Origin of the sequence: Streptomyces yerevanensis (assembly GCF_000716805.1) — a bacterium.
Taxonomy (GTDB): Bacteria; Actinomycetota; Actinomycetes; order Streptomycetales; family Streptomycetaceae; genus Streptomyces; species Streptomyces flaveus.
This window is the reverse complement of the sequence record NZ_JNWJ01000018.1, coordinates 81,633-104,218: the sequence shown is the minus strand read 5'-3', so window position 1 is coordinate 104,218 and position 22,586 is coordinate 81,633. Positions and strand designations below refer to the sequence as shown.

Below are 22,586 nucleotides of genomic sequence, written 5' to 3'. Positions count from 1 at the left end.
ACGCAGTACGGAAAGGGCCCTGCTCAGCGGGGCCCTTTTTCGTGCGCGCTCGTGCACGTGGATTGCGCACGCGTTATCGTGAATGAATTCACGATCAGCCTTATGATCGGGTTTACTTCCTGTCGCGCGTCAACGGATCAAGCGTCAATGCTTTTGAGGCATTACCCCTTTCGGGTTCCATGATGGTCCGTGGATCATTTACTCAAGAGCATGTGAAGGACGATTCCGCTTACCGCGCACTGTTTTGATCAGGTTCGGCTACCTACAATCCGTCCACATCTTGAGCTCAGCCCAAGCGTCAAGGAGGACGAATGGCGGGGCTTTCTACCCCTCATCAGTTTGACCATCCCACAACCCTCGCGGCCGCGGTTCTGACCGACGACAACCGACTCATCGTGATCGTCATCGCGGTCGTCGCCCTGGCGGCTCTGGTGGTCGCCGGGGTCCTGGTACGCCAGGTGCTGGCGGCCGGCGAGGGCACCGACAGCATGAAGAAGATCGCGGCAGCGGTTCAGGAAGGCGCGAACGCCTATCTGACGCGCCAGTTGCGCACCCTCGGCGTATTCGCCGTCGTGGTGTTCTTCCTGCTCATGCTGCTGCCCGCGGACGACTGGAATCAGCGCGCCGGACGATCGGTCTTCTTCTTGATCGGCGCGGCGTTCTCGGCGACCACCGGCTATATCGGCATGTGGCTCGCCGTACGCAGCAATGTGCGCGTAGCCGCCGCGGCACGGGAAGCGACTCCGGCGGAAGGTGAACCCGAAAAGGATCTCACCGCCGTCTCACACAAAGCCATGAAGATCGCTTTCCGCACGGGCGGCGTCGTCGGCATGTTCACGGTGGGGCTCGGTCTGCTGGGCGCCTCCTGTGTGGTGCTGGTGTACGCGGCCGACGCGCCGAAGGTCCTGGAGGGCTTCGGTCTCGGCGCCGCGCTGATCGCCATGTTCATGCGTGTCGGCGGCGGCATCTTCACCAAGGCCGCCGACGTCGGCGCCGACCTGGTCGGCAAGGTCGAGCAAGGCATTCCGGAGGACGATCCGCGCAATGCCGCGACCATCGCCGACAACGTGGGCGACAACGTCGGCGACTGCGCCGGTATGGCCGCCGACCTCTTCGAGTCGTACGCCGTCACGCTCGTCGCCGCGCTGATCCTGGGCAGCGCGGCGTTCGGCGACTACGGGCTCGGCTTCCCGCTGATCGTGCCCGCGATCGGTGTCATCACCGCCATGATCGGCATCTTCGCCGTGGCTCCGCGCCGTGCGGACCGCAGCGGGATGAGCGCCATCAACCGTGGTTTCTTCATCTCCGCGGTGATCTCGCTGGTGCTGGTGGCCGCGGCCGTCTTCATCTACCTGCCGTCCTCGTACGCCGACCTGGACGGCGTCACGGACACGGCCATCCTGGACAACGGTGGCGATCCGCGGATCCTCGCGCTCGTCGCCGTCGCGATCGGCATCGTGCTGGCCGCGCTGATCCAGCAGCTCACGGGCTACTTCACCGAGACGACCCGCCGTCCCGTACGGGACATCGGCAAGAGCTCGCTCACCGGTGCGGCCACCGTCGTCCTCGCGGGTATCTCCATCGGTCTCGAATCGGCCGTCTACACCGCCCTGTTGATCGGCCTCGGCGTCTACGGGGCCTTCCTGCTCGGCGGTACGTCGATCATGCTGGCGCTCTTCGCGGTGGCGCTGGCCGGTACCGGCCTGCTCACCACGGTCGGCGTGATCGTCGCCATGGACACCTTCGGGCCGGTCTCCGACAACGCGCAGGGCATCGCCGAGATGTCCGGTGACGTCACGGGCGCGGGCGCGCAGGTGCTCACCGACCTGGACGCCGTGGGCAACACCACCAAGGCCATCACCAAGGGCATCGCCATCGCCACCGCCGTCCTGGCGGCGGCGGCGCTCTTCGGCTCGTACCGCGACGCGATCCTCACGGCCGCGAACGAAGTGGGCGAGACGGTCACCGGCGAGGACGCGCCGCTGAACCTGATGATGGACATCTCGCAGCCCAACAACCTCGTCGGGCTCATCGCGGGCGCCGCGGTCGTCTTCCTCTTCTCGGGGCTGGCGATCAACGCGGTCTCGCGGTCCGCGGGGGCCGTGGTCTACGAGGTGCGGCGGCAGTTCCGCGAGCATCCCGGGATCATGGACTACACCGAGAAGCCCGAGTACGGGCGCGTCGTCGACATCTGCACCAAGGACGCGCTGCGCGAGCTGGCCACACCGGGTCTGCTCGCCGTACTGACGCCGATCGCGATCGGGTTCACGCTCGGGGTCGGTGCGCTCGGCTCGTTCCTCGCGGGCGCGATCGGTACGGGCACGCTGATGGCCGTCTTCCTTGCCAACTCCGGCGGGGCGTGGGACAACGCGAAGAAGCTCGTCGAGGACGGTCACCACGGTGGCAAGGGCAGCGAGGCCCATGCCGCCACGGTGATCGGCGACACGGTCGGTGACCCTTTCAAGGACACCGCCGGTCCCGCGATCAACCCCCTGCTGAAGGTGATGAACCTGGTGGCGCTGCTCATCGCGCCCGCGGTGGTCAAATTCAGCTACGGCGAGGACAAGAGCGTGGGTATGCGCGTCCTCATCGCGGTGCTTTCGATCGCTGTCATCGTGGGCGCGGTGTACGTGTCCAAGCGGCGCGGGATCGCCGTGAGTGACGAAGACAACTCCGAGCCGGTTTCCAAGTCGGCGGATGCGGCGGTGGTTTCGTAGGCGATTGCTCCACGGCTTGGCCTTACGGCTGGTCAGGTTCCGCTCTCGGGTTTTCACGCCGGGTTCGTGAGCCTTCTCTCGCTTGGTGCAAATGGTTGCAATATTTTATAAATCGGACTCCCATCTCGTGGGTGCCGCCCACTTGGCGTGTATGTTCCGGGGCCGAGAGCCATGGAAGGGACCAATCCGGTGAACAAGAAGCTCGCGGCCGCACTGTCCGGCGGTGCGGTACTGGTACTGGCGCTGTCGGGATGTGGCGGAGACGACAGCAGCGAAAAGCTGAACTCCTGGGCCAAAGAGGTCTGTGACGAGGTGCAGCCGCAGGCGAAGAAGATCGAGGCCGCCAACACCTCCATCCAGAAGCAGACCTCGGACAACAGCACGCCGGCGGATGTCCAGAAGACGGACTCCCAGGCCTTCCAGGACATGTCCGACGCCTACAAGGCGATCGGAGCCGCCGTGACCAAGGCCGGGGCGCCGGAGGTCGAGAACGGCGAGAAGAAGAAGGCGGACGCCGTCAAGGAGCTCAACGGCATCTCCACGTCGTACGCCGACCTCAAGAAGCAGGTCGACGCGCTCGACACCAAGGACCAGGGGAAGTTCGCGGACGGACTCAAGGACATCGCCACCGAGCTGGACAAGCTGGGCCAGAGCGGCAACGTCGCCCTGAACAAGCTGCAGGAGGGCGAGGTGGGCCAGGCGATGGCCAAGCAGGAGAGCTGCAAGTCGGCCTCCGGTTCGCCGTCGGCGACCAACGGCTGACCCCAGGAGACAACGGCTGACTCCAGGAGACCGATCGTTCGTCAACCGAACGGTGGCCCGGCACGCGTGCGTGCCGGGCCACCGGCATGTTGTCCACAGGCGGCATGTTGTCCACAGGGACACGCGTCCCGTCGGCGGGAGCGGCAACAATGGAGGCGTGAGTAACACCAGCCTGGCAACGCTGCCCTCGACCGACCGCTCCGACGTCACCGCGCGGCTGCGGGACGCCCTCCTGAGCGCCTCCTTCAGCGCCGACGGCCTGCTCGATCTGCTGGGCGCCTCCGCGTACGCGGCGCTGGCCCGGAGCGAGACCGTACCCGCGCTCCGGGCGACCCGGGGCGACACGCCGCTGGAGACGCTCGTACGGCTGTTCCTGTTGCAGCAGCCCGTGCCGCACGCGCGCGTGGTGGACGTACTGCCGGTTCAGGACTGTCTGGAGGGCGGCTGGCTGACCAGGACCGGCGGCGGCGAGGTCGCGGCGACGGTCGACGTCCGGCCGTACGGCGGACCCGGCGGCGAGGACTGGTTCATCGTCTCGGACCTGGGCTGCGCGGTGGGCGGGGCCGGCGGCATCGGCAGCCGTGACGAAAGGGTCGTACTCGGAGTGGGCGGCGCGTCCACAACCCTGGCGGGTATCACGGTGCGTACGCCCGTCGCGTCCGCCCTCGACCTCGGCAGCGGCTCCGGAATCCAGGCGCTGCACGCCGCACAGCACGCCACGCGGGTGACCGCGACCGACGTCAACCCGCGCGCGCTGCACATCACCGCGCTCACGCTCGCCCTGTCCGGAACCTCGGGGGCAGCTCTGCGTGAGGGCTCGTTGTTCGAGCCGGTGGGCGAGGAGACGTACGACCTGATTGTCTCCAACCCGCCCTTCGTCATCTCCCCCGGTGCCCGGCTCACCTACCGGGACGGCGGGATGGGCGGGGACGATCTGTGTCGCGCGCTCGTTCAAGGTGCGGGCGTTCACCTCAACGAAGGGGGGTATGCGCAGTTCCTTGCCAACTGGCAGCACGTGGAGGGGGAGGACTGGCAGGACCGGCTGCGGTCCTGGGTGCCGCGCGGCTGTGACGCGTGGGTCGTGCAGCGCGAGGTGCAGGACGTCATGCAGTACGCCGAATTGTGGCTGCGAGACGCCGGCGATCATCATGCGGATCCGGTGGAGTACCAGACACGGTACGACGCGTGGCTCGACGAGTTCGAGACGCGCAAGGTCAGGGCCGTGGGCTTCGGGTGGATCACCCTGCGCAAGTCGGGGGCCGCACAGCCCTCGGTCGTCGTGGAGGAGTGGCCGCATCCCGTCGAACAGCCGCTCGGCGAGACGGTGCGCGCGCACTTCGATCGTGTGGACTATCTGCGTGCGCACGACGACGCGGCGCTGCTCGCCGGGCACTTCAAGCTTGCGGGCGAGATCGTGCAGGAGCAGGTCGGACTGCCCGGCGCCGAGGATCCGGAGCATGTCGTACTGCGCCAGAACCGCGGGATGCGGCGGGCCACCAGGGTGGACACGGTGGGCGCGGGTTTCGCGGGTGTGTGCGACGGCACACTCAGTGCGGGGCGAATTCTGGACGCCATTGCCCAACTGGTCGGCGAAGACCCGGTGTTGTTGCGAGACCGTACGCCCACGCAGATCCGGCTGCTGATCGAACAGGGGTTCCTCGAGCCCGCCGGGTGAGCAGAAGCCCCGCGATCGCCGAGCCGTCTTGGATGGCGCGAAATCGCCGCGGCCACACATTCGATCCGAGCCGACACGGCGGTGTGCGCGGGAAGCCGCACGGGTCTGTCCGTCGTGCGTTCATCGTGGGTTCGTGTGCTCGCTTCCCGGAGGTGTCAGCCTCCCGTCCTTGGGCACCCAAGGGCGAAGGGAACGAACCATGGAGAACGGACCGGCGGTCTTCGCGGGATCGGTGTTCGCCCTGTTCGGAGCCGGATTGCTGGTGTGGACCGCGGCCCGGCTGCGGCACCGCGAACCCGTCGCCGACGGGATGGGCCCGGCCGCGTCCGCGATGGTCGCGAGCTTGGCCGGGACGGCCGCGCTGCTCCTCGCCGTGTGGTGCTTCACACGCATCTGAGGATGCGCGCTTTCCGGTGCGGCTCCCGGTGTGGCTCCCGTCCTTGGAGCGATGCCCTCCGGGGAACCGGAGTTGTCCCTTTCGAAGGGTCGGAGGCAAGATCTCCGGCCGTCGCGATCCCGCCGTTTCGGTAACTGAGAAGTCACCCTCCGGATAGGACCGAAACAGCAGGTCCACACTCCGGGCGGCAGGAATGCCGGGAGTCGGGTTACCGTTCGAGTGGCCGTTGCGGGCTTTTCCCGTTTGACACGGGGGCGGGATGTACCGTCACACTCCGCAGCGTCAGCACGACCCGACCCCCGGACCAACGCCCGGGGCGAGCCCCCCTGCGTCGACCGGAGAGAAGAGCGAAGTTGTCCCCGACCAGCGAGACCGCACACGGCGGCCGCCGACTCGTCATCGTCGAGTCGCCTGCCAAGGCGAAGACGATCAAGGGCTATCTCGGCCCTGGCTACGTCGTCGAAGCGAGCGTCGGGCACATTCGCGACCTCCCCAACGGCGCCGCGGAGGTGCCCGAGAAGTACACCGGCGAGGTGCGCCGCCTCGGCGTGGACGTCGAGCACGACTTCCAGCCCATCTATGTCGTCAACGCCGACAAGAGGGCGCAGGTCAAGAAGCTCAAGGATCTGCTGAAGGACTCCGACGAGCTCTTCCTGGCCACCGATGAGGACCGCGAGGGCGAGGCCATCGCCTGGCACCTCCAGGAGGTGCTCAAGCCCAAGGTCCCGGTCAAGCGGATGGTCTTCCACGAGATCACCAAGGCCGCGATCCAGGCCGCCGTCGCCAACCCGCGCGAGCTCAACCAGAAGCTCGTCGACGCCCAGGAGACCCGCCGCATCCTCGACCGCCTCTACGGCTACGAGGTCTCGCCGGTCCTGTGGAAGAAGGTCATGCCGCGCCTGTCGGCCGGCCGTGTCCAGTCCGTGGCGACCCGCATGGTCGTCGAGCGGGAGCGCGAGCGCATCGCGTTCCGTTCCGCCGAGTACTGGGACCTGACGGGCACCTTCGGCACCGGCCGCGCCGGCGACTCGAGCGACCCGTCCTCCCTGGTCGCGCGCCTCACCACGGTCGACGGCAGGCGTGTCGCCCAGGGCCGCGACTTCAACTCGCTCGGGCAGCTGAAGAGCGCGAACACGCTCCACCTGGACGAGGCGAACGCCCGCGCGCTCGCCGCCGCCCTGGAGAACACGAACTTCTCCGTACGGTCCGTCGAGTCGAAACCGTATCGTCGCTCCCCGTACGCCCCGTTCCGTACGACGACGATGCAGCAGGAGGCCTCGCGCAAGCTCGGCTTCGGCGCGAAGGCCACGATGCAGGTGGCGCAGAAGCTGTACGAGAACGGCTTCATCACCTACATGCGTACGGACTCCACGACCCTCTCGGACACTGCGGTCGCCGCGGCCCGCGCCCAGGTCACGCAGCTGTACGGCGCCGACTACCTGCCGCCGCAGCCGCGGACGTACGCCGGGAAGGTCAAGAACGCGCAGGAGGCGCACGAGGCGATCCGCCCCTCCGGGGACCGTTTCCGTACGCCCGCCGAGACCGGGCTGACCGGCGACCAGTTCAGGCTCTACGAGCTGATCTGGAAGCGGACCGTCGCCTCCCAGATGAAGGACGCGACCGGGAACTCCGTCACGGTGAAGATCGGTGGCCGCGCCGCTGACGGCCGGGACGCCGAGTTCAGCGCGTCCGGCAAGACCATCACCTTCCACGGCTTCCTGAAGGCGTACGTCGAGGGCGCGGACGACCCGAACGCCGAGCTGGACGACCGCGAGCGCCGGCTGCCCCAGGTCAACGAGGGCGACGCGCTGTCCGCCGAGGAGATCTCGGTCGACGGCCACGCGACCAAGCCCCCGGCCCGTTACACCGAGGCCAGCCTGGTCAAGGAGCTCGAAGAGCGCGAGATCGGCCGCCCGTCGACGTACGCGTCGATCATCGGGACCATCCTCGACCGCGGCTATGTCTTCAAGAAGGGCACGGCGCTCGTGCCTTCCTTCCTGTCCTTCGCCGTGGTCAACCTCCTGGAGAAGCACTTCGGGCGGCTCGTCGACTACAGCTTCACCGCGAAGATGGAGGACGACCTCGACCGCATCGCGCGGGGCGAGGCGCGGGCCGTGCCGTGGCTGAGGCGCTTCTACTTCGGTGAGGGAGCGAACGGCGACAGCAGCGCGGCCGAGGCCGGCAACGGCGACGGGGACCACCTGGGCGGCCTCAAGGAGCTCGTCACCGACCTGGGTGCGATCGACGCCCGCGAGGTGTCGTCGTTCCCGGTCGGCGACGGCATCGTGCTGCGCGTCGGGCGCTACGGCCCGTACATCGAGCGCGGCGAGAAGGACTCCGAGAACCACCAGCGCGCGGATGTGCCGGAGGATCTCGCTCCGGACGAGCTGAGCGTCGAGTACGCGGAGGAGTTGCTCGCCAAGCCGAGCGGCGACTTCGAGCTGGGGACCGACCCGGTCACGGGTCGCCAGATCATCGCCAGGGACGGCCGCTACGGGCCGTACGTCACCGAGGTACTCCCCGAGGGCACCCCGAAGACCGGCAAGAACGCCGTCAAGCCGCGTACGGCCTCGCTCTTCAAGTCGATGTCCCTGGACACGGTGACCCTGGACGACGCGCTCAAGCTGATGTCGCTGCCGCGTGTCGTCGGCAAGGACGCCGAGGGCGTGGAGATCACCGCGCAGAACGGGCGCTACGGGCCGTACCTGAAGAAGGGCACGGACTCGCGTTCGCTGCAGTCCGAGGACCAGCTCTTCACGATCACGCTGGAAGAGGCACTGGCGATCTACGCTCAGCCCAAGCAGCGCGGGCGCGCCGCCGCCAAGCCGCCGCTCAAGGAGCTGGGCACGGACCCGGTCAGTGAGAAGCCGGTCGTCGTCAAGGACGGGCGCTTCGGGCCGTACGTCACCGACGGGGAGACCAACGCGACCCTGCGGTCCGGCGACAGCGTCGAGGAGATCACTCCGGAGCGGGGTTACGAACTGCTCGCGGAGAAGCGCGCGAAGGCACCCGCCAAGAAGACGGCGAAGAAGGCCGCGGCCAAGAAAACGGCCACCAAGAAGGCACCTGCCAAGAAAACGGCAGCCAAGAAGACGACGACTTCGAAGACGGCTGCCAAGAAGGCTCCGGCCAAGAAGGCGGCGGCTTCGGAGGGCTGAGCTCGAGCGTCCCGGGGCGGTGTTTGAGCGTCCCGGGGGTTGCGCTTCAGCTTCCTGGAGTGGTGCTTCAACGCCCTGTGGAGGCCTCGCGTCCGCATGTGTTGGGCGCCCTTCGGGGTTGTCGGTGCCTCCCGATAGGCTGAACGCATGACGCGAGCGGAGCAGCCAACGGCCCACACCCCGGCCCCAGACGACGCCCTGGTCGCAGATTCACGCGAGCGCGCCGTGAGGGCGCTGCTTCGCGTACCGCAATTGAAGCGGCTGTGGAGCGCTCAGCTCGTGGCCGGCGTCGGCGATGCCCTCGCGCTGCTCGTCCTGGTCGTGCTCGCGCTCCAGGCGGCGGTCGCGGCGGGGTCCTTCGGGGGCAACTACCGCGGGGTGGCCTTCGCCGTCTCGGCCGTCTTCGGGGCGCGGATACTCGCGACGCTGCTCTTCGGAGCCGTACTCCTCGGACCGCTCACCTCCCTGACCTCCCAGGAGGGGCCGCTCGACCGCCGCTGGACCATGGTCGGCGCGGACGGTGTACGGGCCGTACTGCTGATCATCGCGCCCCTGTGGATCGACTGGACGCCCGACGACGCGCTGGCCGTGATCCTGGTGACCGCGTTCGTCATCGGTGTCGCCGAGCGCTTCTGGACGGTGTGCCGGGAGAGTGCGGCGCCCGCTCTGCTGCCCGCGGCGCCCCTGGAGGGCGCGGCGGTTCGCCCGCTGCCGGACCACACGGAGACGCTGCGGCGCCTGTCGCTGCGTACGGGATTCGTGGCGGTGCCCCTGGCGGCCGCCGCCCTCGTCGTGGCCGGGCTGTTCAACAACCTGCTGGGCGCCGGACTGGCCTGGTTCGACCAGCATCAGGCGGCGCTCGCGTCGTACGTCGCGGCGGGCCTGTTCGCTGCCTCTCTGTCGGTGCTGACCGTCCTCGAACTGCCCGACGCACGCACCCCCCGCGCGCGGTCGCCGCTCGAGGGCCTGCGCCGCCCCAAGTCGGGCACCGGCGTCGACAAGGGGCGTACGGGTTCGCTTCCGCTACTGGTCCTGGCCTGCGCGGCCGTCGCCGGGGCGGTCGCCGCCGCGGTCGCCGTCTCCGTGCTGCACGCCAAGGACCTGGGCGGCGGTCCGGTGACGTACGGGCTGCTGGTGGCAGGCCTGACGGGCGGCGTCGTCGTAGGCATCCGTACGGCTCCGAAGGTGCTGCCGCCGCTGTCGCGGCGCCGGCTGCTCTCGCTGGCCATCGCGTTCACGGGCCTCGCGCTGCTCGCCGCCGGGATCGTCCCGGACGTCGCCACGGTGATCCTGATCACGGCGTTCGCGGGCATCGGCGCGGGCATCGCCGCGAACACCGGGCACACGCTGCTCGACCAGGAGGCCGAGGACCACCGGCGGGCGCGTACGACGGAGCATCTCCACGCGGTCGTACGGGTCTACGTCGCCCTGGGTGCGCTGGTGGCCCCCGTGCTGGCGGCGGCGATCGGGCCGCACCGGCTGGAGAACGGCAAGTTCGTGTTCGCGCACGGCGGCGCGGCCTTCACCCTGATGCTGGTCGGCGCGCTGCTGTTGCCGGTCGCGGCGCTGGTGCTGGCGAAGGTCGACGACCGGTCCGGCGTACCGCTGCGGCATGACCTGCGGGACGCGCTGCGGGGCGGGGACGATCCCGCGCAGGCACCGGCTGCGAACGGGTTCTTCATCGCCCTGGAGGGCGGTGACGGGGCCGGGAAGTCGACGCAGGCCGAGGTGCTCGCGGAGTGGATCCGCTCCAAGGGGCACGAGGTCGTGCTGACGCGCGAGCCGGGGGCCACGCCTGTGGGGAAGCGGCTGCGGTCGATCCTGCTGGACGTGTCCTCGGCCGGGCTGTCGAACCGTGCGGAGGCGCTGCTGTATGCCGCCGACCGTGCCGAGCACGTGGACACCGTGGTGCGGCCTGCGCTGGAGCGGGGCGCGGTGGTCATCTCGGACCGCTACACCGACTCGTCCGTGGCGTACCAGGGGGCCGGTCGCGATCTGTCCCCGACCGAGATCGCGCGGATCTCACGATGGGCGACCAATGGGCTGGTGCCTCATCTGACCGTGCTGCTCGATGTGTCGCCTCAGACCGCGCGGGAGCGGTTCACGGAGGCACCGGACCGGCTGGAGTCGGAGCCCGCCGAGTTCCACGCGCGCGTGCGCTCCGGTTTCCTGACGCTCGCCGCCGCCGACCCCACGCGCTACCTGGTGGTCGACGGTGGGCAGGAGTCCGAGGCCGTCACGACGGTGATACGGCACCGTCTCGACGTGATGCTGCCGCTCTCCGAGGCCGAGGTGAAGGCCCAGGAGGAGGCCCGTAAGGCGGCCGAGGAGGAGGCGCGGCGACGCGCCGAGGAAGAGGCCGCCCGCAAGGCCGAGGAGGAGCGCCTCGAGCGCGAGCGGCAGGAGCAGCTCGCCCGGCTGCGCGCGGAGGAAGAGGAACGCAAGCGGCGCGAGCTGGAGGAGGCCCAGCGGCGCGAGCTGGAGCGGCAGGCCGAGGTGGCCCGGCAGCAGGCCGAAGAGGCGCGTCGGCGGGCCGAGGAGGAGCGGGCCCGACGGCTCGCGGAGGAGCAGGCCCGCGCGGCCGAGCAGGAGCGCCTGCGCAAGCAGGCCGAGGAGGAGGCGCGACTGCGGGCGGAGGCTGAGGCGCGGCGTCTGGAGAAGCAGCGGAAGGCCGAGGAGGCGTTGCTCCGGGCCGAGGAGGCTCGCAGAGGGGCGGCTTCGGCGGCTGCTGCGGCCGCTGCCGCGACGGAGGGTTCGGGTTCCGGTGCTGCTCCGGCGACCACCCCCGACAACGAGGTCACGGTGCCGACGCCCACGCCCGTCGTGCCGCCGACGAACGCGTCCGGCGGGCCGGTGGACGACGAGACCAAGGTGCTGCGGCCCGTGCCACCCGGCGACGCTCCCGAAACCGGGCCCGACGCGGAGGAGACAGCCGTGCTGCCGCAGCCTCCGGTGCCGGAGGGGGCCGCGGACGAGACGGCGGTGCTTCCTCCGGTGCGCCCGGACGCGGAGGAGACGGCCGTCCTTCCTCCCGTAAGGGAGGACCAGGCCGTACGGGACGACCGTGGCGGCGAGCAGCGGGGCGGTGACACGGCGGACCGGGTTCCCCCGGGGTACTTCCGGGACGAGCGGCCGGCGCCCGACGGCTCCGACGCCCGCACCCGCGAGCTGCCCCAGGTCGAAGCCGAGGGCGGCCCGCGCCGACGCGGCCGCTCCGACTGGGCGGAGGAGACCCCGCTGGACGATCTTCCGACGCTGGCGGACGAGTTGCTGGGCCCGCGCGAGGACGACGACCTGGACGACAGGCGTGGGCGGGGGCGGCGAGGGCGCTGAGGCTTGCCGTCGCGGGCGCTGACGCGAAGGCGTGAGGGGCGACAGGGCGTGAAGCCCCGTTGTCAGTGCTCTCCCGCACAATGGGATGCGGCAAGGCAGATGTGCGACGGAGGGGCGGCAACCCATGCCCGTATGGGACGACCTGGTGGGTCAGGAGAAGGTGAGCGAGCAGCTCGAGGCCGCCGCCCGGGACGCCGACGCCCTGGTCACGGCGGTGGCCGCCGACACCCAGCTGCCCGAGGCGTCGAGGATGACGCACGCCTGGCTGTTCACGGGTCCGCCGGGCTCGGGCCGCTCCACGGCGGCGCGGGCTTTCGCGGCGGCCCTCCAGTGCGTGAGCCCCGACCGTGCCCTCGGCGGAGTCCCCGGCTGCGGGTTCTGCGACGGTTGCCATACGAGCCTGATCGGTACGCACTCGGATGTGGAGATCGTCCGCACCGACCTCCTCTCGATCGGCGTCAAGGAGACCCGTGACCTGGTCCGCCGTGCCCAGATGTCTCCGGCCGTCGGCCGCTGGCAGGTCATCGTCCTGGAGGACGCCGACCGCCTGACGGAGGGCGCGGGCAATGTCCTGCTGAAGGCTGTCGAGGAGCCCGCCCCCCGCACGGTATGGCTCCTGTGCGCACCCTCCATCGAAGACGTCCTGCCGACCATCCGCTCCCGCTGCCGCCACCTCACACTCCGGACGCCTCCCGTGGCGGCGGTCGCCGACATCCTCGTACGTCGCGACGGCATCGAACCGGAGGTCGCGGCCGTCGCCGCCCGTGCCACCCAGGGCCACGTCGGCCGCGCCCGCCGCCTGGCCACGGACCCGAGCGCCCGCGAGCGCCGCGCCGCCGTCCTCAGGCTCCCGCTCCGTATCGACGACATCGGCGGCTGCCTGAAGGCAGCCCAGGAGCTGATCGACGCGGCCTCCGAGGACGCCAAGCAGATGGCCGAGGAGACCGACGCCAAGGAGACCGACGAGCTGAAGGCGGCGCTCGGCGCATCCCAGGGCGGGCGCATGCCGCGCGGCACGGCGGGCGTGATGAAGGAGCTGGAGGACAAGCAGAAGCGCCGCAGGACACGTACGCAGCGGGACAGCCTGGACCTCGCCCTGATCGACCTGACGGCCTTCTACCGCGACGTCCTCGCCCTCCAGTTCGGCACCAGCCTCGCCCTCGCCAACACGGAGATGCAGGACACGCTGGAGCGCCTCGCACGCGGCACGACCCCCGAGACCACCCTGCGCCGCATAGAAGCGATCGCCGCCTGCCGCGAGGCCCTCGACCGCAATGTGGCGCCGCTGCTGGCGGTGGAGGCGATGACGATGGCGTTGCGGGCGGGGTGAGGCTTAGGGGCAGTGGGCTCAGGGGGTTGCCGTGCGATGCGGTTCAGGGGTGGCTTGGCGCTGCGGCGCTGCGGCGCTGCGGCGCTGCGGCGCTGTGACGGATTGACGGGGGCACTCGTACGAGGCGCGACGGCAACCTTCAGTAGTCAATCCATTTCGCAGGGTTACGCTCGCTTGATGCACATCAGGCGCCAGTTCAGGCCGATCCGGACCAGATCAACGCGTTCCCATCATCCCCACCATCCCCGCCATTCCCATCACCCCTCCTCTCCCCGCAGGTTCCTCCATCTGTACGGCACCCTGCTCGCCCTCGCCGGACTGCTCATCTCCGCTTGTTCCATGGGGAGTTCGACAACCTCCACGGGCCGGGCAGGGGCCTCGACACTGACCGCGCTGCCCAAGGCCACGCCGGCGGCGCTCGCTCCGTACTACGGCCAGAAGCTGAACTGGCGCGGCTGCGGCGCCCCCGGCTTCCAGTGCGCCACGCTCAAGGCCCCGCTCGACTACGCCAAGCCCGCCTCCGGCGACATCAGGCTGGCCGTCACCCGCAAGAAGGCCACGGGCCCGGGCAAGCGACTCGGTTCGCTGCTGGTCAACCCGGGAGGCCCGGGCGGCTCGGCGGTCGGTTACCTCCAGTCGTACGCGGCTGTCGGCTACCCGAAGGAGATCCGCGCCCGCTATGACATGGTCGCCGTCGACCCGCGCGGCGTCGCCCGCAGCGAGCCGGTCGAATGCCTCACCGGCCGGCAGATGGACGAGTACACGCAGACGGACCTGACCCCCGACAACCGACGCGAGAGGGGCCAACTGGTCGACGCCGTCAAGGAGTTCACGGAGAGCTGCGGGCGGCGCTCGGCCAGACTGCTGCGGCATGTGTCCACGGTCGAGGCGGCCCGCGACATGGACGTCCTGCGGGCAGTGCTGGGAGACGAGAAGCTGACGTACGTCGGTGCCTCGTACGGGACGTTCCTGGGTGCGACGTACGCAGGTCTGTACCCGGACCGGGTGGGCCGACTGGTTCTGGACGGCGCGATGGACCCGTCGCTGCCCGCGCGACGGATGAACGAGGACCAGACGGCCGGCTTCGAGACGGCCTTCCAGGCCTTCGCGAAGGACTGCGTACGCAGGTCCGACTGCCCGCTGGGTGGCGCGCGCACCACACCTGACCAGGTCGGCAAGAACCTGAAGGCCTTCTTCCGGCAGCTCGACGCCACGCCCATCGAGGCCGGCGACGCGGACGGCCGCAAGCTCGGGGAGTCGCTGGCGACGATGGGCGTCATCACGGCGATGTACGACGAGGCGGCCTGGCCACGACTGCGGGAGGCCCTGACCACGGCCATGAAGAACAAGGACGGGGCGGGCCTGCTCACCCTCGCCGACACCTACTTCGAGCGCGGCGCCGACGGCCGGTACGCGAACCTGATGTCCGCGAACGCGGCAGTCAACTGCCTGGACCTCCCGGCCGCCTTCTCCTCTCCCGAAGCGCTCGAAGAAGCCCTCCCCTCCTTCGAGAAAGCCTCCCCGGTCTTCGGCGAGCCCCTGGCCTGGGCCTCCCTGAACTGCACGTACTGGCCCGTCCACCCGACCGGCGAACCCCAACGCATCGAGGCGAGGGGCGCCGCCCCCATCGTCGTGGTCGGCACCACCCGCGACCCCGCGACCCCCTACGCCTGGTCCCAGTCCCTCGCCGCCCAGCTCTCCTCCGCCACCCTCCTCACCTACGACGGCGATGGCCACACGGCATACGGCCGCGGCAGCGCCTGCATCGACTCCACGATCAACCGCTACCTCCTCGCAGGCACCCCTCCGACCAAGGGAAAGCGCTGCTCAGCGAACTAATCGCGGGACCGGCCGGGGGGTGCCCCACGGCAGGTACGGAGCACCCCCGGAAACTGTGTAGACTTTCCGACGTTGCTGATCGCACCATAGTCAGCAGCGCGCCGCCTTAGCTCAGATGGCCAGAGCAACGCACTCGTAATGCGTAGGTCTCGGGTTCGAATCCCGAAGGCGGCTCCGAGAAACCCCAGGACTCACTCGCCGTGACCTGGGGTTTTTCCTTGCTCGGGGCGTGACGAGTCACACGGCAGGGGTGCCGAGAGATGGCTTGCGTGAGCGGAGTGGCCTGGGACCTACTATTCGGGCTTCGTCCGCTTGGCCGACATGAGGGTGGCTGCGCCGTGGCGCAGGTCGTGACACTCGTGCCGGCGGAACCGTTTCACCAGGCGCCGTGTCCTCCATCACGGAGGGTGGTTCCACGCCGCGGAACCACCTGTGAAGGGGGATGGCCATGGGGCAGATACGCGAGGGGGCACGGTTAGGGACTTGGGCCGTCGGCGGGGTCATCGGCCTGGCGGTGTTGTACGTGATCGGGGTGTTCGCCTTCGGCGGCGCGGGGTGGATCACCGCCCCGTTCCGTGGTGAGGCGGACAAGCGTGAGAACACCGTCGGCTCGGGCGAGTTCCGTCAGACCACGTACGAGGAGTTCTTCGATCTGTGCGAGGCCGTGCAGAACGCCGAAGGAACGATCCAGGCGCTCCAGGAGGAGCGGAAGGCCGCTTCGGAGACTCGCACGACGCAGATCGACCAGTCGATCACCGCGCTGAAGGCCACGCGGATCGAGTCGGTCAACGCCTACAACTCGAAGGCCGCCCAGGAGCACCGCGCGTCCTTCCGTGACAAGGATCTGCCGTACCGGCTGGACGCCACCGCCGAGCGCACGACGTGCACCAACTGATCCCCATCTCACCCCGGGAAGAGGGCAGCACCGCATGAAGAAGTTCGCACGCATGGCCCTGGCCACCGTCGTCGCGCTCGTTGTGGGCCTTGCCCTGACGTCCTGCACCGACGACTCCAGCCAGGACAAGGAAAACAAGGCCAAGCAGGACAACTACGACCACCTCGTGGCCCAGCAGCCGGCGGGCCGCATGGAGTACTCGCCGACCCGCGAAGCGATCAACCAGTGGATCAAGACGTGGGGGAAGCGGGGCAAACTCTCGTACGTCTACATTCAGAACGCCAACGGCGAGTACGGGTACTTCATCATGAAGGGCCTGCCGGTGCCGCGCTGCAAGATGCTCACTCCGACGGAGAAGATAGAGGACTCCAACAACGGCATCGCGGTCCTCGCACAGCCCGGCATGGACGGCACGTACAGTTCGGGTTCCACCTGCAATGCCTACTACGGTTTCGACGCCACGACGGGCGCGTACATGGAGTTCACGGTCGGCACGAACCAGTCGTTCTTCCTGTTCGACAAGCCCATGACGATGCCGGAGTACGCCAGCGCCAAGCAGTTGGGGCCGACCTCGGTGAAGGACGTCGGGTAGCAGCCTTGAGCGGTCGGGGGCCGGTTGGAAGAGTTCCGGCCCCCGTGTCCGGTCAAGCGGCGTCGATGGCGCCGGTGATCTTGCGGGTCATCTCCGCCAGGACGGGACCGGGCCCGCCCTGGCCGGCCCGGGCTGCCGCTTCGACGGCGACCAGGACGGTGCCGCGGAAGTTGTCGGCCTCGCCGGGCCCTGCTCCTTCAGCAGGCTCATCGCCGCCGTCAGGGCTGGCAGCGCCCGGTCGGCGGTTCCGCCACGGACTTGCCGCGGTGCTGCTCGCGCAGGTCGTCAAGGCGCCGGGCAAACTCCTCGGGGGTGCCCGCCCGGTCGTGGACCTCGCGGAGATCCTTCAGGAGGGTGACAGCGACGGCGTAGGGGCCGGGCTGCTTCTGCCCGATCAGGTTGGCGACGTCCTCCCAGGCTTGCCCCGCGTTCTCGGCCAGGTGGTCCAGGTGGTCCAGGTGGTTCTCGCGGGTCGGCTGTTTGGCCCGGCGGGCCTAGGCGCGGGCCTGTTCCCGCTGCCGGGTGTGCTCGCTGCGCACCTCGTAGGCGGCATCGAGGAGCTCTGCGGCTGAGCGGCGCCGGGTGGCGGTGGACGGTTCGGCTGTGCCGTCGTGGGACGCGGCGCGGTGGCGGGCCAGGAGTGCGGGGCCCGGCTGTGGGGCGGTGCCCAGGGCGGCGTCCAGCAGCAGGGCATCCTTCTCATGTTGTGGCAGGGCGCGGATCCAGGTGGCGAGTGCGTCCTTGTCGATCGCCTGGGAAGGGGCGGCACCGCCGGCGCGGGCGGCAGCGGTGAGCAGGTGCGGGTCGATGTGCAGGAAGTCCGCCAAGGCCTGCTGCGGACCGGTGAGTTGGGCAAGGCCTGCGGGTACGGGCGGTTCGACGGTGGAGGTGTACTCCTCCTCGTCGACGTCCTCCTCCAACTCCCAGCGGGTGAGCGCGGAGAGCCAGGCCAGATAGAGGGGACGCAGGTCGCCCGCGGCGAGTTCGGTACGCAGGGTGGTGAACGAGGCGAGGGTGAAGGAGGTCTCGAAGTCCCACTCGCCGCCGTCCTCGGCCGAGTAGGCGAAGTCGAGCAGCAGATGCCCGTTCCTGGTCCAGCAGGTCAAGGCGTCTTCCATGCAGTACGGTTCGACGCTGCGGGCGGGCAGCAGCGTGGTGGGCAGGCGCAGCATCAGGCGCCGCGAGCCCCAGTTGGCGAAGTACAAGTGGGCGTCGTACAGCTGCTCCATCAGTTTGTGCTCATCGCCGCGGAAGTCGCCGTAGTGGTACTCGTTGACGAAGTGCGTCGCGCTGATCTGGGCCCGGCTCGACAGGGCCCGTACCTGCTTGAGCTCGTCCTTGGTCAACGGTCGGTCGATGGCCTGGAACTCGTAGTACTGGTACTCGCTCACGGCCGTGCAGCCTATCGCCGTGCGCTGCGGCGCATGTGGCGGGTACCTGGCTTTGATCCCCCGGCACCGTCGGGTTCGTGGGATCGGACCGAGGACGAGGGGCCCGTAGGGGGGCGGAGGGCAGGCACGTAGGGGGTGACATCGAGGGAACGGCTGGCTGGGCGCTCAGGGTCTTCAGGAGTAGGTTCACGTGCGCGTACCCTCACCGGATCCGGGCGGCGTCGTGTCGCTCGCTGTCCGCGTCGTTGCCATGGGAGAGGCAGGCCGGTGGGTCACGGCTTCTGCCCGGTTGGCCGGTCGGTGTAGTCCTCGACCAGGTTGCCGATGAGTGAGAGCAGGGCGTCGGTGCGGTGGCGGTCCTCGCGCTGGTTGTGCAGGGCCTCGTCGATGAACCGGAGCCGGGCAAGGGCGGCCGGGTTCCGGTCCCTCACCCCGTCGAGCAGCGGCGTGGTGATCAGGTCCAGGCATTCGGTGAGCAGCCGACGGGTGGCGGGAAAGGGCGGGTTGGGGTCCGGGGCGGCGAAACCAGTGGTCAAGTACCGGACCGGGTCGGTCAGGCTCCAGCCGACGACGGTGCCGTGCTGGACGAGGAGCGCCACGTCGGGGGCGATGCCGACGCGGGCCTCCAGCGGCTCGTCCAGGACGTCGAGGTCGCGCAGGCAGGTGAGAACGGTATCTCCGGGGGCGCGGCAGAGCTCCGTGGCCACCTCCAGACGGAAGTCCCGGGCCTCGTCCGCGTGAAGGCCACTCGGGCGGACAGGGGGTGTGACGGGAACGCGGGCACAGTCCTCGGCATCGGCAGCCTCGTAGGCCAACTGAAATTCGGCGCCGACCAGTTCACGGCTCCGCTGGCCGAACCGGAGCTCGTCAGGGGCGTCCCACAGCCACGGCTCACTGCCGAAGGTGCTCAGCAGGAACCGTTGGCGTTCCTCCACGTTCGTGTACTCCGCGATGCGCACACGGAAGTCCCGAAAATCGAAACGCGGGGTGATGTGCAGCGGGTCGCCCGTCACCGTCGCGGTCCAGTCGCCGTCAAGAGTGAGTCTCATGGTCAATGTCGCCTCATCGGATCTGCACTGCGGGAGCCGTGTAGCCGTTCTTGGCCGGAATCCTGCCCGCCACGATGTCCTTGTGGGTAACCGGCCGACCGGGCTCCGTGCGTTTGCCGCCGAGCGCCGTCGCTCCGGAGTCGCCCTTGGTCCCCGACGATCCGTGCGCCGTGGCGGCCTGGCCGGTTTCTGAGCCGGGCCCCTTGGCCGCGAGGCGGGTCGCACCCGTGAGCGGGCTGTCCACGTGGCCGACGGGATCCGGCGCGGGAGCGAGGCCGACGAGTCGGTGGCGACGGCGAAGAACCGCCGGTGCCACGACTGCGGGGCCGCAGTCGTGGCGTCCCCGATGGGCTCGGACAGTCGTCCGGCAAGGGGGTCTACGGAAACCAGGCCCTACTCCAGTTCCGCCGCGCGCCTCTTGAGGTCCTCGGCGAACGTGTCCCAGTCGGGTCCGAAGGACAGCAGGTCTGCGGCCGCCTCCCGGAGCAACTGCGGGTCGTCGGGGCGTTGCAGGCAGGCCAGGCGGTAGGCGAGATTCCGGGCCCAGGGCGGCAGGGCCATCCAGTCCTCGGTGAGGACGTCCCCGAGCATGGCGAGGATCTCGTCGGCCGTCGCGAAGGTGAGCTTCTCGACGAACTCACGGGCCGCTTCGTTGACCTGCCGGCTGTCGCCACCGTCGATCGCCTGGCTGAGACTCCTGGCCGCGGGGGTCGGATCGGGCATCTCTCGCTTCTCCTGACGGATTTCTTCCGGCGCCCCGGAACACCCAGGAACGCCCCGGAACGCCGCGCGGTCGTCGTGGACGGTACGGGCGCCCAGACCCAGCAGTCGATCCCGGCGCCGCCCGGGCAGCCGGTGCGGTGCCGGGATCGGGGACCGGCCCCTACGGGTTGAGCCAGTAGGTGGACAGTTGGTAGCGCCGTCGGAACGCTGAACGACCCGGTAGCCGACGTCGTGCCCGTCGATCTACCGACTTGTCGAGTGGGCCGGTGAACCCGGAGCCCCGGCGCGGGAAACGGCCCCACCGTCCCTCAAGCCTTGCCGGAGGCCCCGTACGTGTGGTGCTCGGCTTCGTCGGCTTGCCGTCACCAGTTTCCGTAGTCCTCCACGTAGGTGGCGATCAGCTCGAGCAGGGCGTCGGCCCGGTGTCGGTCCTCGCGCTGCTCGCGCAGGGTCTTGTCGGCGGCCTGGAGGCGGGCCAGGGCGGCCGGTTCGCCGTCCGCTACGTCGTCGACCACCGGCGTGGTGATGAGGTCCAGGCATTCGGTGAGTAGTCGACGGGTGGCGGGGGAGGGTGGATTGGGGTCGGGGTCGGTGTACGCCGTGGTCAGGTAGCGCGCGGGGTCGGTGAGGCTCCAGCCGACGACGGTGCCGTGCTGGACGAGGAGCGCCACGTCGGGAGCGATGCCGATGCGGGCGTCCAGTGGTTCGTCGAGGACGTCGAGGTCGCGTAGACAGGTCAGCACGGTGTCCCCGGGGGCACGGCACAGCACCGTGCCCCTCTCATGCCGGAAGTTCCGGACCTCATCGGCACGGAGCCCGCCCGCGCGTACCGCGGGCGCGAGGGGCAGGCGGGCGACCTCCTCGGCGGAGGCGGACTCCTCCGGCCAGTGGAATTCCGCCCCGACCAGCTCTCGGCCCGCCTTGTCGAACCGGAGGATGTCAGGCGCGTCCCACAGCCACTCCTGGCTGCCGAAGGTGTCCGCGAGGAACCGCTCACGCTCCATCACGTTCGCGAAGGGCGCGATGTCCACGGAGTGGCCGAAGCGCGGGGTGATGCGCAGTGGATCGTCCGTCGCCGTCGCATGCCAGTCGCCGTCGAGGGTGAGTCTCACGGTGAATTCCGTCCGGGAAAGAGAATGCGGCCGTGCTTTTCACGAGGAATGTGTCGGACTTCGGTTGTTCACTGCTGACTTTGGTCGGTTCCGGAGTGACGATAAGCGTCCCAGGCTGCGTGCACGGCGGTTTGGAGTCCGACATCGTCAAGGTCGCCGGGTTCCGCCAGCTCAGGATCGACCGAGTAGTCCTCAAGAATCATGAACACCCGGTCGAAGAGAGCGCCGAGTGCGCCCTGGACCCGTCCCCGTTCGCCCGGGAAGCGCGCCGGGCCTCCCACCAGCCATGTGCGAAGTCCGGTGCGCTGCACGTCCCATCGGTGAACGCGTGCAGCAGCGTCACTTGCCGCGCCGCCGCACTGGTCGGGTCGACGTCGTCGAGGTGGGACCAGGCCCTGTGCTCGGGTGGGTGAGCGGCTGCCACGGCCGGCCCCGCCGCACAGCATCAGCGCCCTCGCGACGCAGCGAGGTCACCAACTTGCCGAACAGCCGCGGGCTCAGCCCGGTGAACGGGGCTATCCAAGACGGCTCCGACGCCGTGATCACACCAGCCACACCCGGAGCATCCCAGCTCGCCGGTTGGCCTGTGGACTTCTCACGGGTGGCGGTCCGCCCGCCTCCTCGCGTCGTAGTGACGGCGCGCCGCCATTCCTAGCAGGGCCAGACCCGCGAAGCCGACCAGGAGCGTCGCCCACTCAGGCATATGGGCTGCCCGCAGGAGGCCAGCGACGCCAAAGCTTGTATCCCACCCCGCCTCCGTGATGGCGGAGCCGAAGCCCTGGATGGCCAGGATGGCACCGAACAGCCACAGCAGCCCCTGACCTGAGCTGCTGTCCGTCCTCTGGAGCTGTTTCGCCATGACGAGCTTTCCCTCCCGATGTCCACGCACCTTTCCGATGCGATCGCATCACATCGTGCAGCGGAACCGGATACGATGCAAGTGCATCAGAACGCGGGAAGGAGCAAACCGTGCCCAGGCAGGTCGACTACGAGGACCGACGCCGACGGATCGCCGAGGCGGTCTGCACCCTGATCGCGCGCTCGGGCATGGAGGCCGTCAGCCTCCGCGACGTCGCGGCCCAGGCCAATGTGTCCATGGGTGCTGTCCAGCGGTGCTTCCGCACCAAGCAGGACATGCTGCTCTTCGCGCTGGAGCACATCTCCCAACACGTCAGCGAACGCGCCAACCAGCGCATCGCCGCCACATCCACCCCCCAGGCCGCGTCGACCCTGCTGTCCCACACCCTGGCCGAACTCGCCCTGCTGGATGAGGAATCGAGGACACAGGCTCACGTCTGGCTGGCCTTCATCACGCATGCCCCCGCCAGCGAGAAACTGGCCGCCGTCCTGCACGACACCTATGCCAAGCTCCACGGCCTCATCGCGTGGCTCATCCGCTACGGCCAGGACACCCAGGAAATCCTCCAGCACCTTGACCCCGATCGCGAAGCACACACGCTCCTCGCCCTGGCCGACGGGCTCACGGTCCACGTCCTGGCAGGCCACCAATCCCCGGCCACGGCGCTGGCCACCCTCCAACGCCACATCGACCACCTGCTGGAAAACGCATCCGACCGCGGCTGACGCCTCCAGCCCAACACATCGGCATCGCG

General features: G+C 69.4%; 19 protein-coding genes, 1 tRNA gene and 1 pseudogene. 12 read left to right on the top strand and 9 right to left on the bottom strand.

Features of this window, described 5'->3' with window-relative positions; all coding sequences use genetic code 11:
* Positions 1–311: 311 nt before the first annotated feature.
* From OP79_RS20540 to OP79_RS20490, 11 genes are all read left to right on the top strand, one after another.
* Positions 312–2,717: a sodium-translocating pyrophosphatase gene (locus OP79_RS20540; protein WP_033321740.1), complete on the top strand. Its 2,406-nt coding sequence runs from the start codon at positions 312–314 to the stop codon at positions 2,715–2,717.
* A 171-nt stretch (positions 2,718–2,888) separates the two neighbouring features.
* Positions 2,889–3,479, top strand: a complete 591-nt coding sequence (locus OP79_RS20535) for a hypothetical protein (RefSeq protein WP_033321739.1) — start codon at positions 2,889–2,891, stop codon at positions 3,477–3,479.
* Positions 3,480–3,636: 157 nt separating this feature from the next.
* Entirely contained in the window at positions 3,637–5,154 is a 1,518-nt protein-coding gene (locus OP79_RS20530; RefSeq protein ID WP_033321738.1) for a DUF7059 domain-containing protein, read from the top strand.
* A gap of 199 nt (positions 5,155–5,353) precedes the next feature.
* Complete coding sequence (locus tag OP79_RS20525) at positions 5,354–5,551, top strand: hypothetical protein (RefSeq protein WP_033321737.1); 198 nt, start codon at positions 5,354–5,356, stop codon at positions 5,549–5,551.
* A 353-nt stretch (positions 5,552–5,904) separates the two neighbouring features.
* Entirely contained in the window at positions 5,905–8,709 is a 2,805-nt protein-coding gene (gene topA, locus OP79_RS20520; protein ID WP_033321736.1) for a type I DNA topoisomerase, read from the top strand.
* A gap of 147 nt (positions 8,710–8,856) precedes the next feature.
* On the top strand, positions 8,857–12,042 hold the full coding sequence (gene tmk / locus OP79_RS20515; RefSeq protein WP_033321735.1) for a dTMP kinase: 3,186 nt from the start codon (positions 8,857–8,859) through the stop codon (positions 12,040–12,042).
* A 124-nt stretch (positions 12,043–12,166) separates the two neighbouring features.
* Complete coding sequence (locus OP79_RS20510; RefSeq protein WP_033321734.1) at positions 12,167–13,372, top strand: DNA polymerase III subunit delta'; 1,206 nt, start codon at positions 12,167–12,169, stop codon at positions 13,370–13,372.
* Positions 13,373–13,549: 177 nt separating this feature from the next.
* Positions 13,550–15,211, top strand: coding sequence for an alpha/beta hydrolase (locus OP79_RS20505; RefSeq protein ID WP_078491903.1), 1,662 nt, complete (start codon positions 13,550–13,552; stop codon positions 15,209–15,211).
* Positions 15,212–15,311: 100 nt separating this feature from the next.
* Positions 15,312–15,385, top strand: a tRNA-Thr gene (locus OP79_RS20500).
* A 268-nt stretch (positions 15,386–15,653) separates the two neighbouring features.
* Complete coding sequence (locus OP79_RS20495; protein ID WP_033321733.1) at positions 15,654–16,106, top strand: hypothetical protein; 453 nt, start codon at positions 15,654–15,656, stop codon at positions 16,104–16,106.
* Between the two features lie 34 nt (positions 16,107–16,140).
* Entirely contained in the window at positions 16,141–16,698 is a 558-nt protein-coding gene (locus tag OP79_RS20490; protein WP_033321732.1) for a hypothetical protein, read from the top strand.
* Between the two features lie 52 nt (positions 16,699–16,750).
* On the opposite strand, the gene OP79_RS49785 is transcribed toward OP79_RS20490, so the two are convergent.
* The 9 genes and pseudogenes from OP79_RS49785 to OP79_RS20450 form a co-directional block, all read right to left on the bottom strand.
* On the bottom strand, positions 16,751–16,987 hold the full coding sequence (locus OP79_RS49785) for a hypothetical protein (protein ID WP_051744777.1): 237 nt from the start codon (positions 16,985–16,987) through the stop codon (positions 16,751–16,753).
* Between the two features lie 205 nt (positions 16,988–17,192).
* A complete protein-coding gene (locus tag OP79_RS20480) occupies positions 17,193–18,089 on the bottom strand; it encodes a hypothetical protein (protein WP_033321731.1) in 897 nt (298 codons plus the stop codon).
* Positions 18,090–18,361: 272 nt separating this feature from the next.
* Positions 18,362–19,138 carry a hypothetical protein gene (locus tag OP79_RS20475; protein ID WP_033321730.1) on the bottom strand — a complete coding sequence of 259 codons (777 nt, stop codon included), beginning with the start codon at positions 19,136–19,138 and terminating at the stop codon, positions 18,362–18,364.
* Positions 19,139–19,151: 13 nt separating this feature from the next.
* On the bottom strand, positions 19,152–19,382 hold the full coding sequence (locus tag OP79_RS20470; protein WP_033321729.1) for a hypothetical protein: 231 nt from the start codon (positions 19,380–19,382) through the stop codon (positions 19,152–19,154).
* 149 nt (positions 19,383–19,531) lie between these two features.
* Positions 19,532–19,861 (bottom strand): hypothetical protein, encoded by a 330-nt coding sequence (locus OP79_RS20465; RefSeq protein WP_033321728.1) that lies wholly within the window; start codon positions 19,859–19,861, stop codon positions 19,532–19,534.
* A gap of 362 nt (positions 19,862–20,223) precedes the next feature.
* Positions 20,224–20,973, bottom strand: a complete 750-nt coding sequence (locus tag OP79_RS20460) for a hypothetical protein (protein WP_033321727.1) — start codon at positions 20,971–20,973, stop codon at positions 20,224–20,226.
* 68 nt (positions 20,974–21,041) lie between these two features.
* Entirely contained in the window at positions 21,042–21,284 is a 243-nt protein-coding gene (locus tag OP79_RS50475) for a hypothetical protein (protein WP_051744776.1), read from the bottom strand.
* 109 nt (positions 21,285–21,393) lie between these two features.
* Positions 21,394–21,528 (bottom strand): annotated as a pseudogene (locus OP79_RS51865) (IS5/IS1182 family transposase); the annotation flags it as partial.
* Between the two features lie 40 nt (positions 21,529–21,568).
* The gene (locus tag OP79_RS20450) at positions 21,569–21,832 is read right to left on the bottom strand and encodes a hypothetical protein (protein ID WP_033321726.1); all 264 of its coding nucleotides are present in this window, start codon (positions 21,830–21,832) and stop codon (positions 21,569–21,571) included.
* Positions 21,833–21,942: 110 nt separating this feature from the next.
* On the opposite strand from OP79_RS20450, the gene OP79_RS20445 reads away from it, so the two are divergent.
* On the top strand, positions 21,943–22,557 hold the full coding sequence (locus OP79_RS20445; RefSeq protein WP_033321725.1) for a TetR/AcrR family transcriptional regulator: 615 nt from the start codon (positions 21,943–21,945) through the stop codon (positions 22,555–22,557).
* Positions 22,558–22,586: the final 29 nt, after the last annotated feature.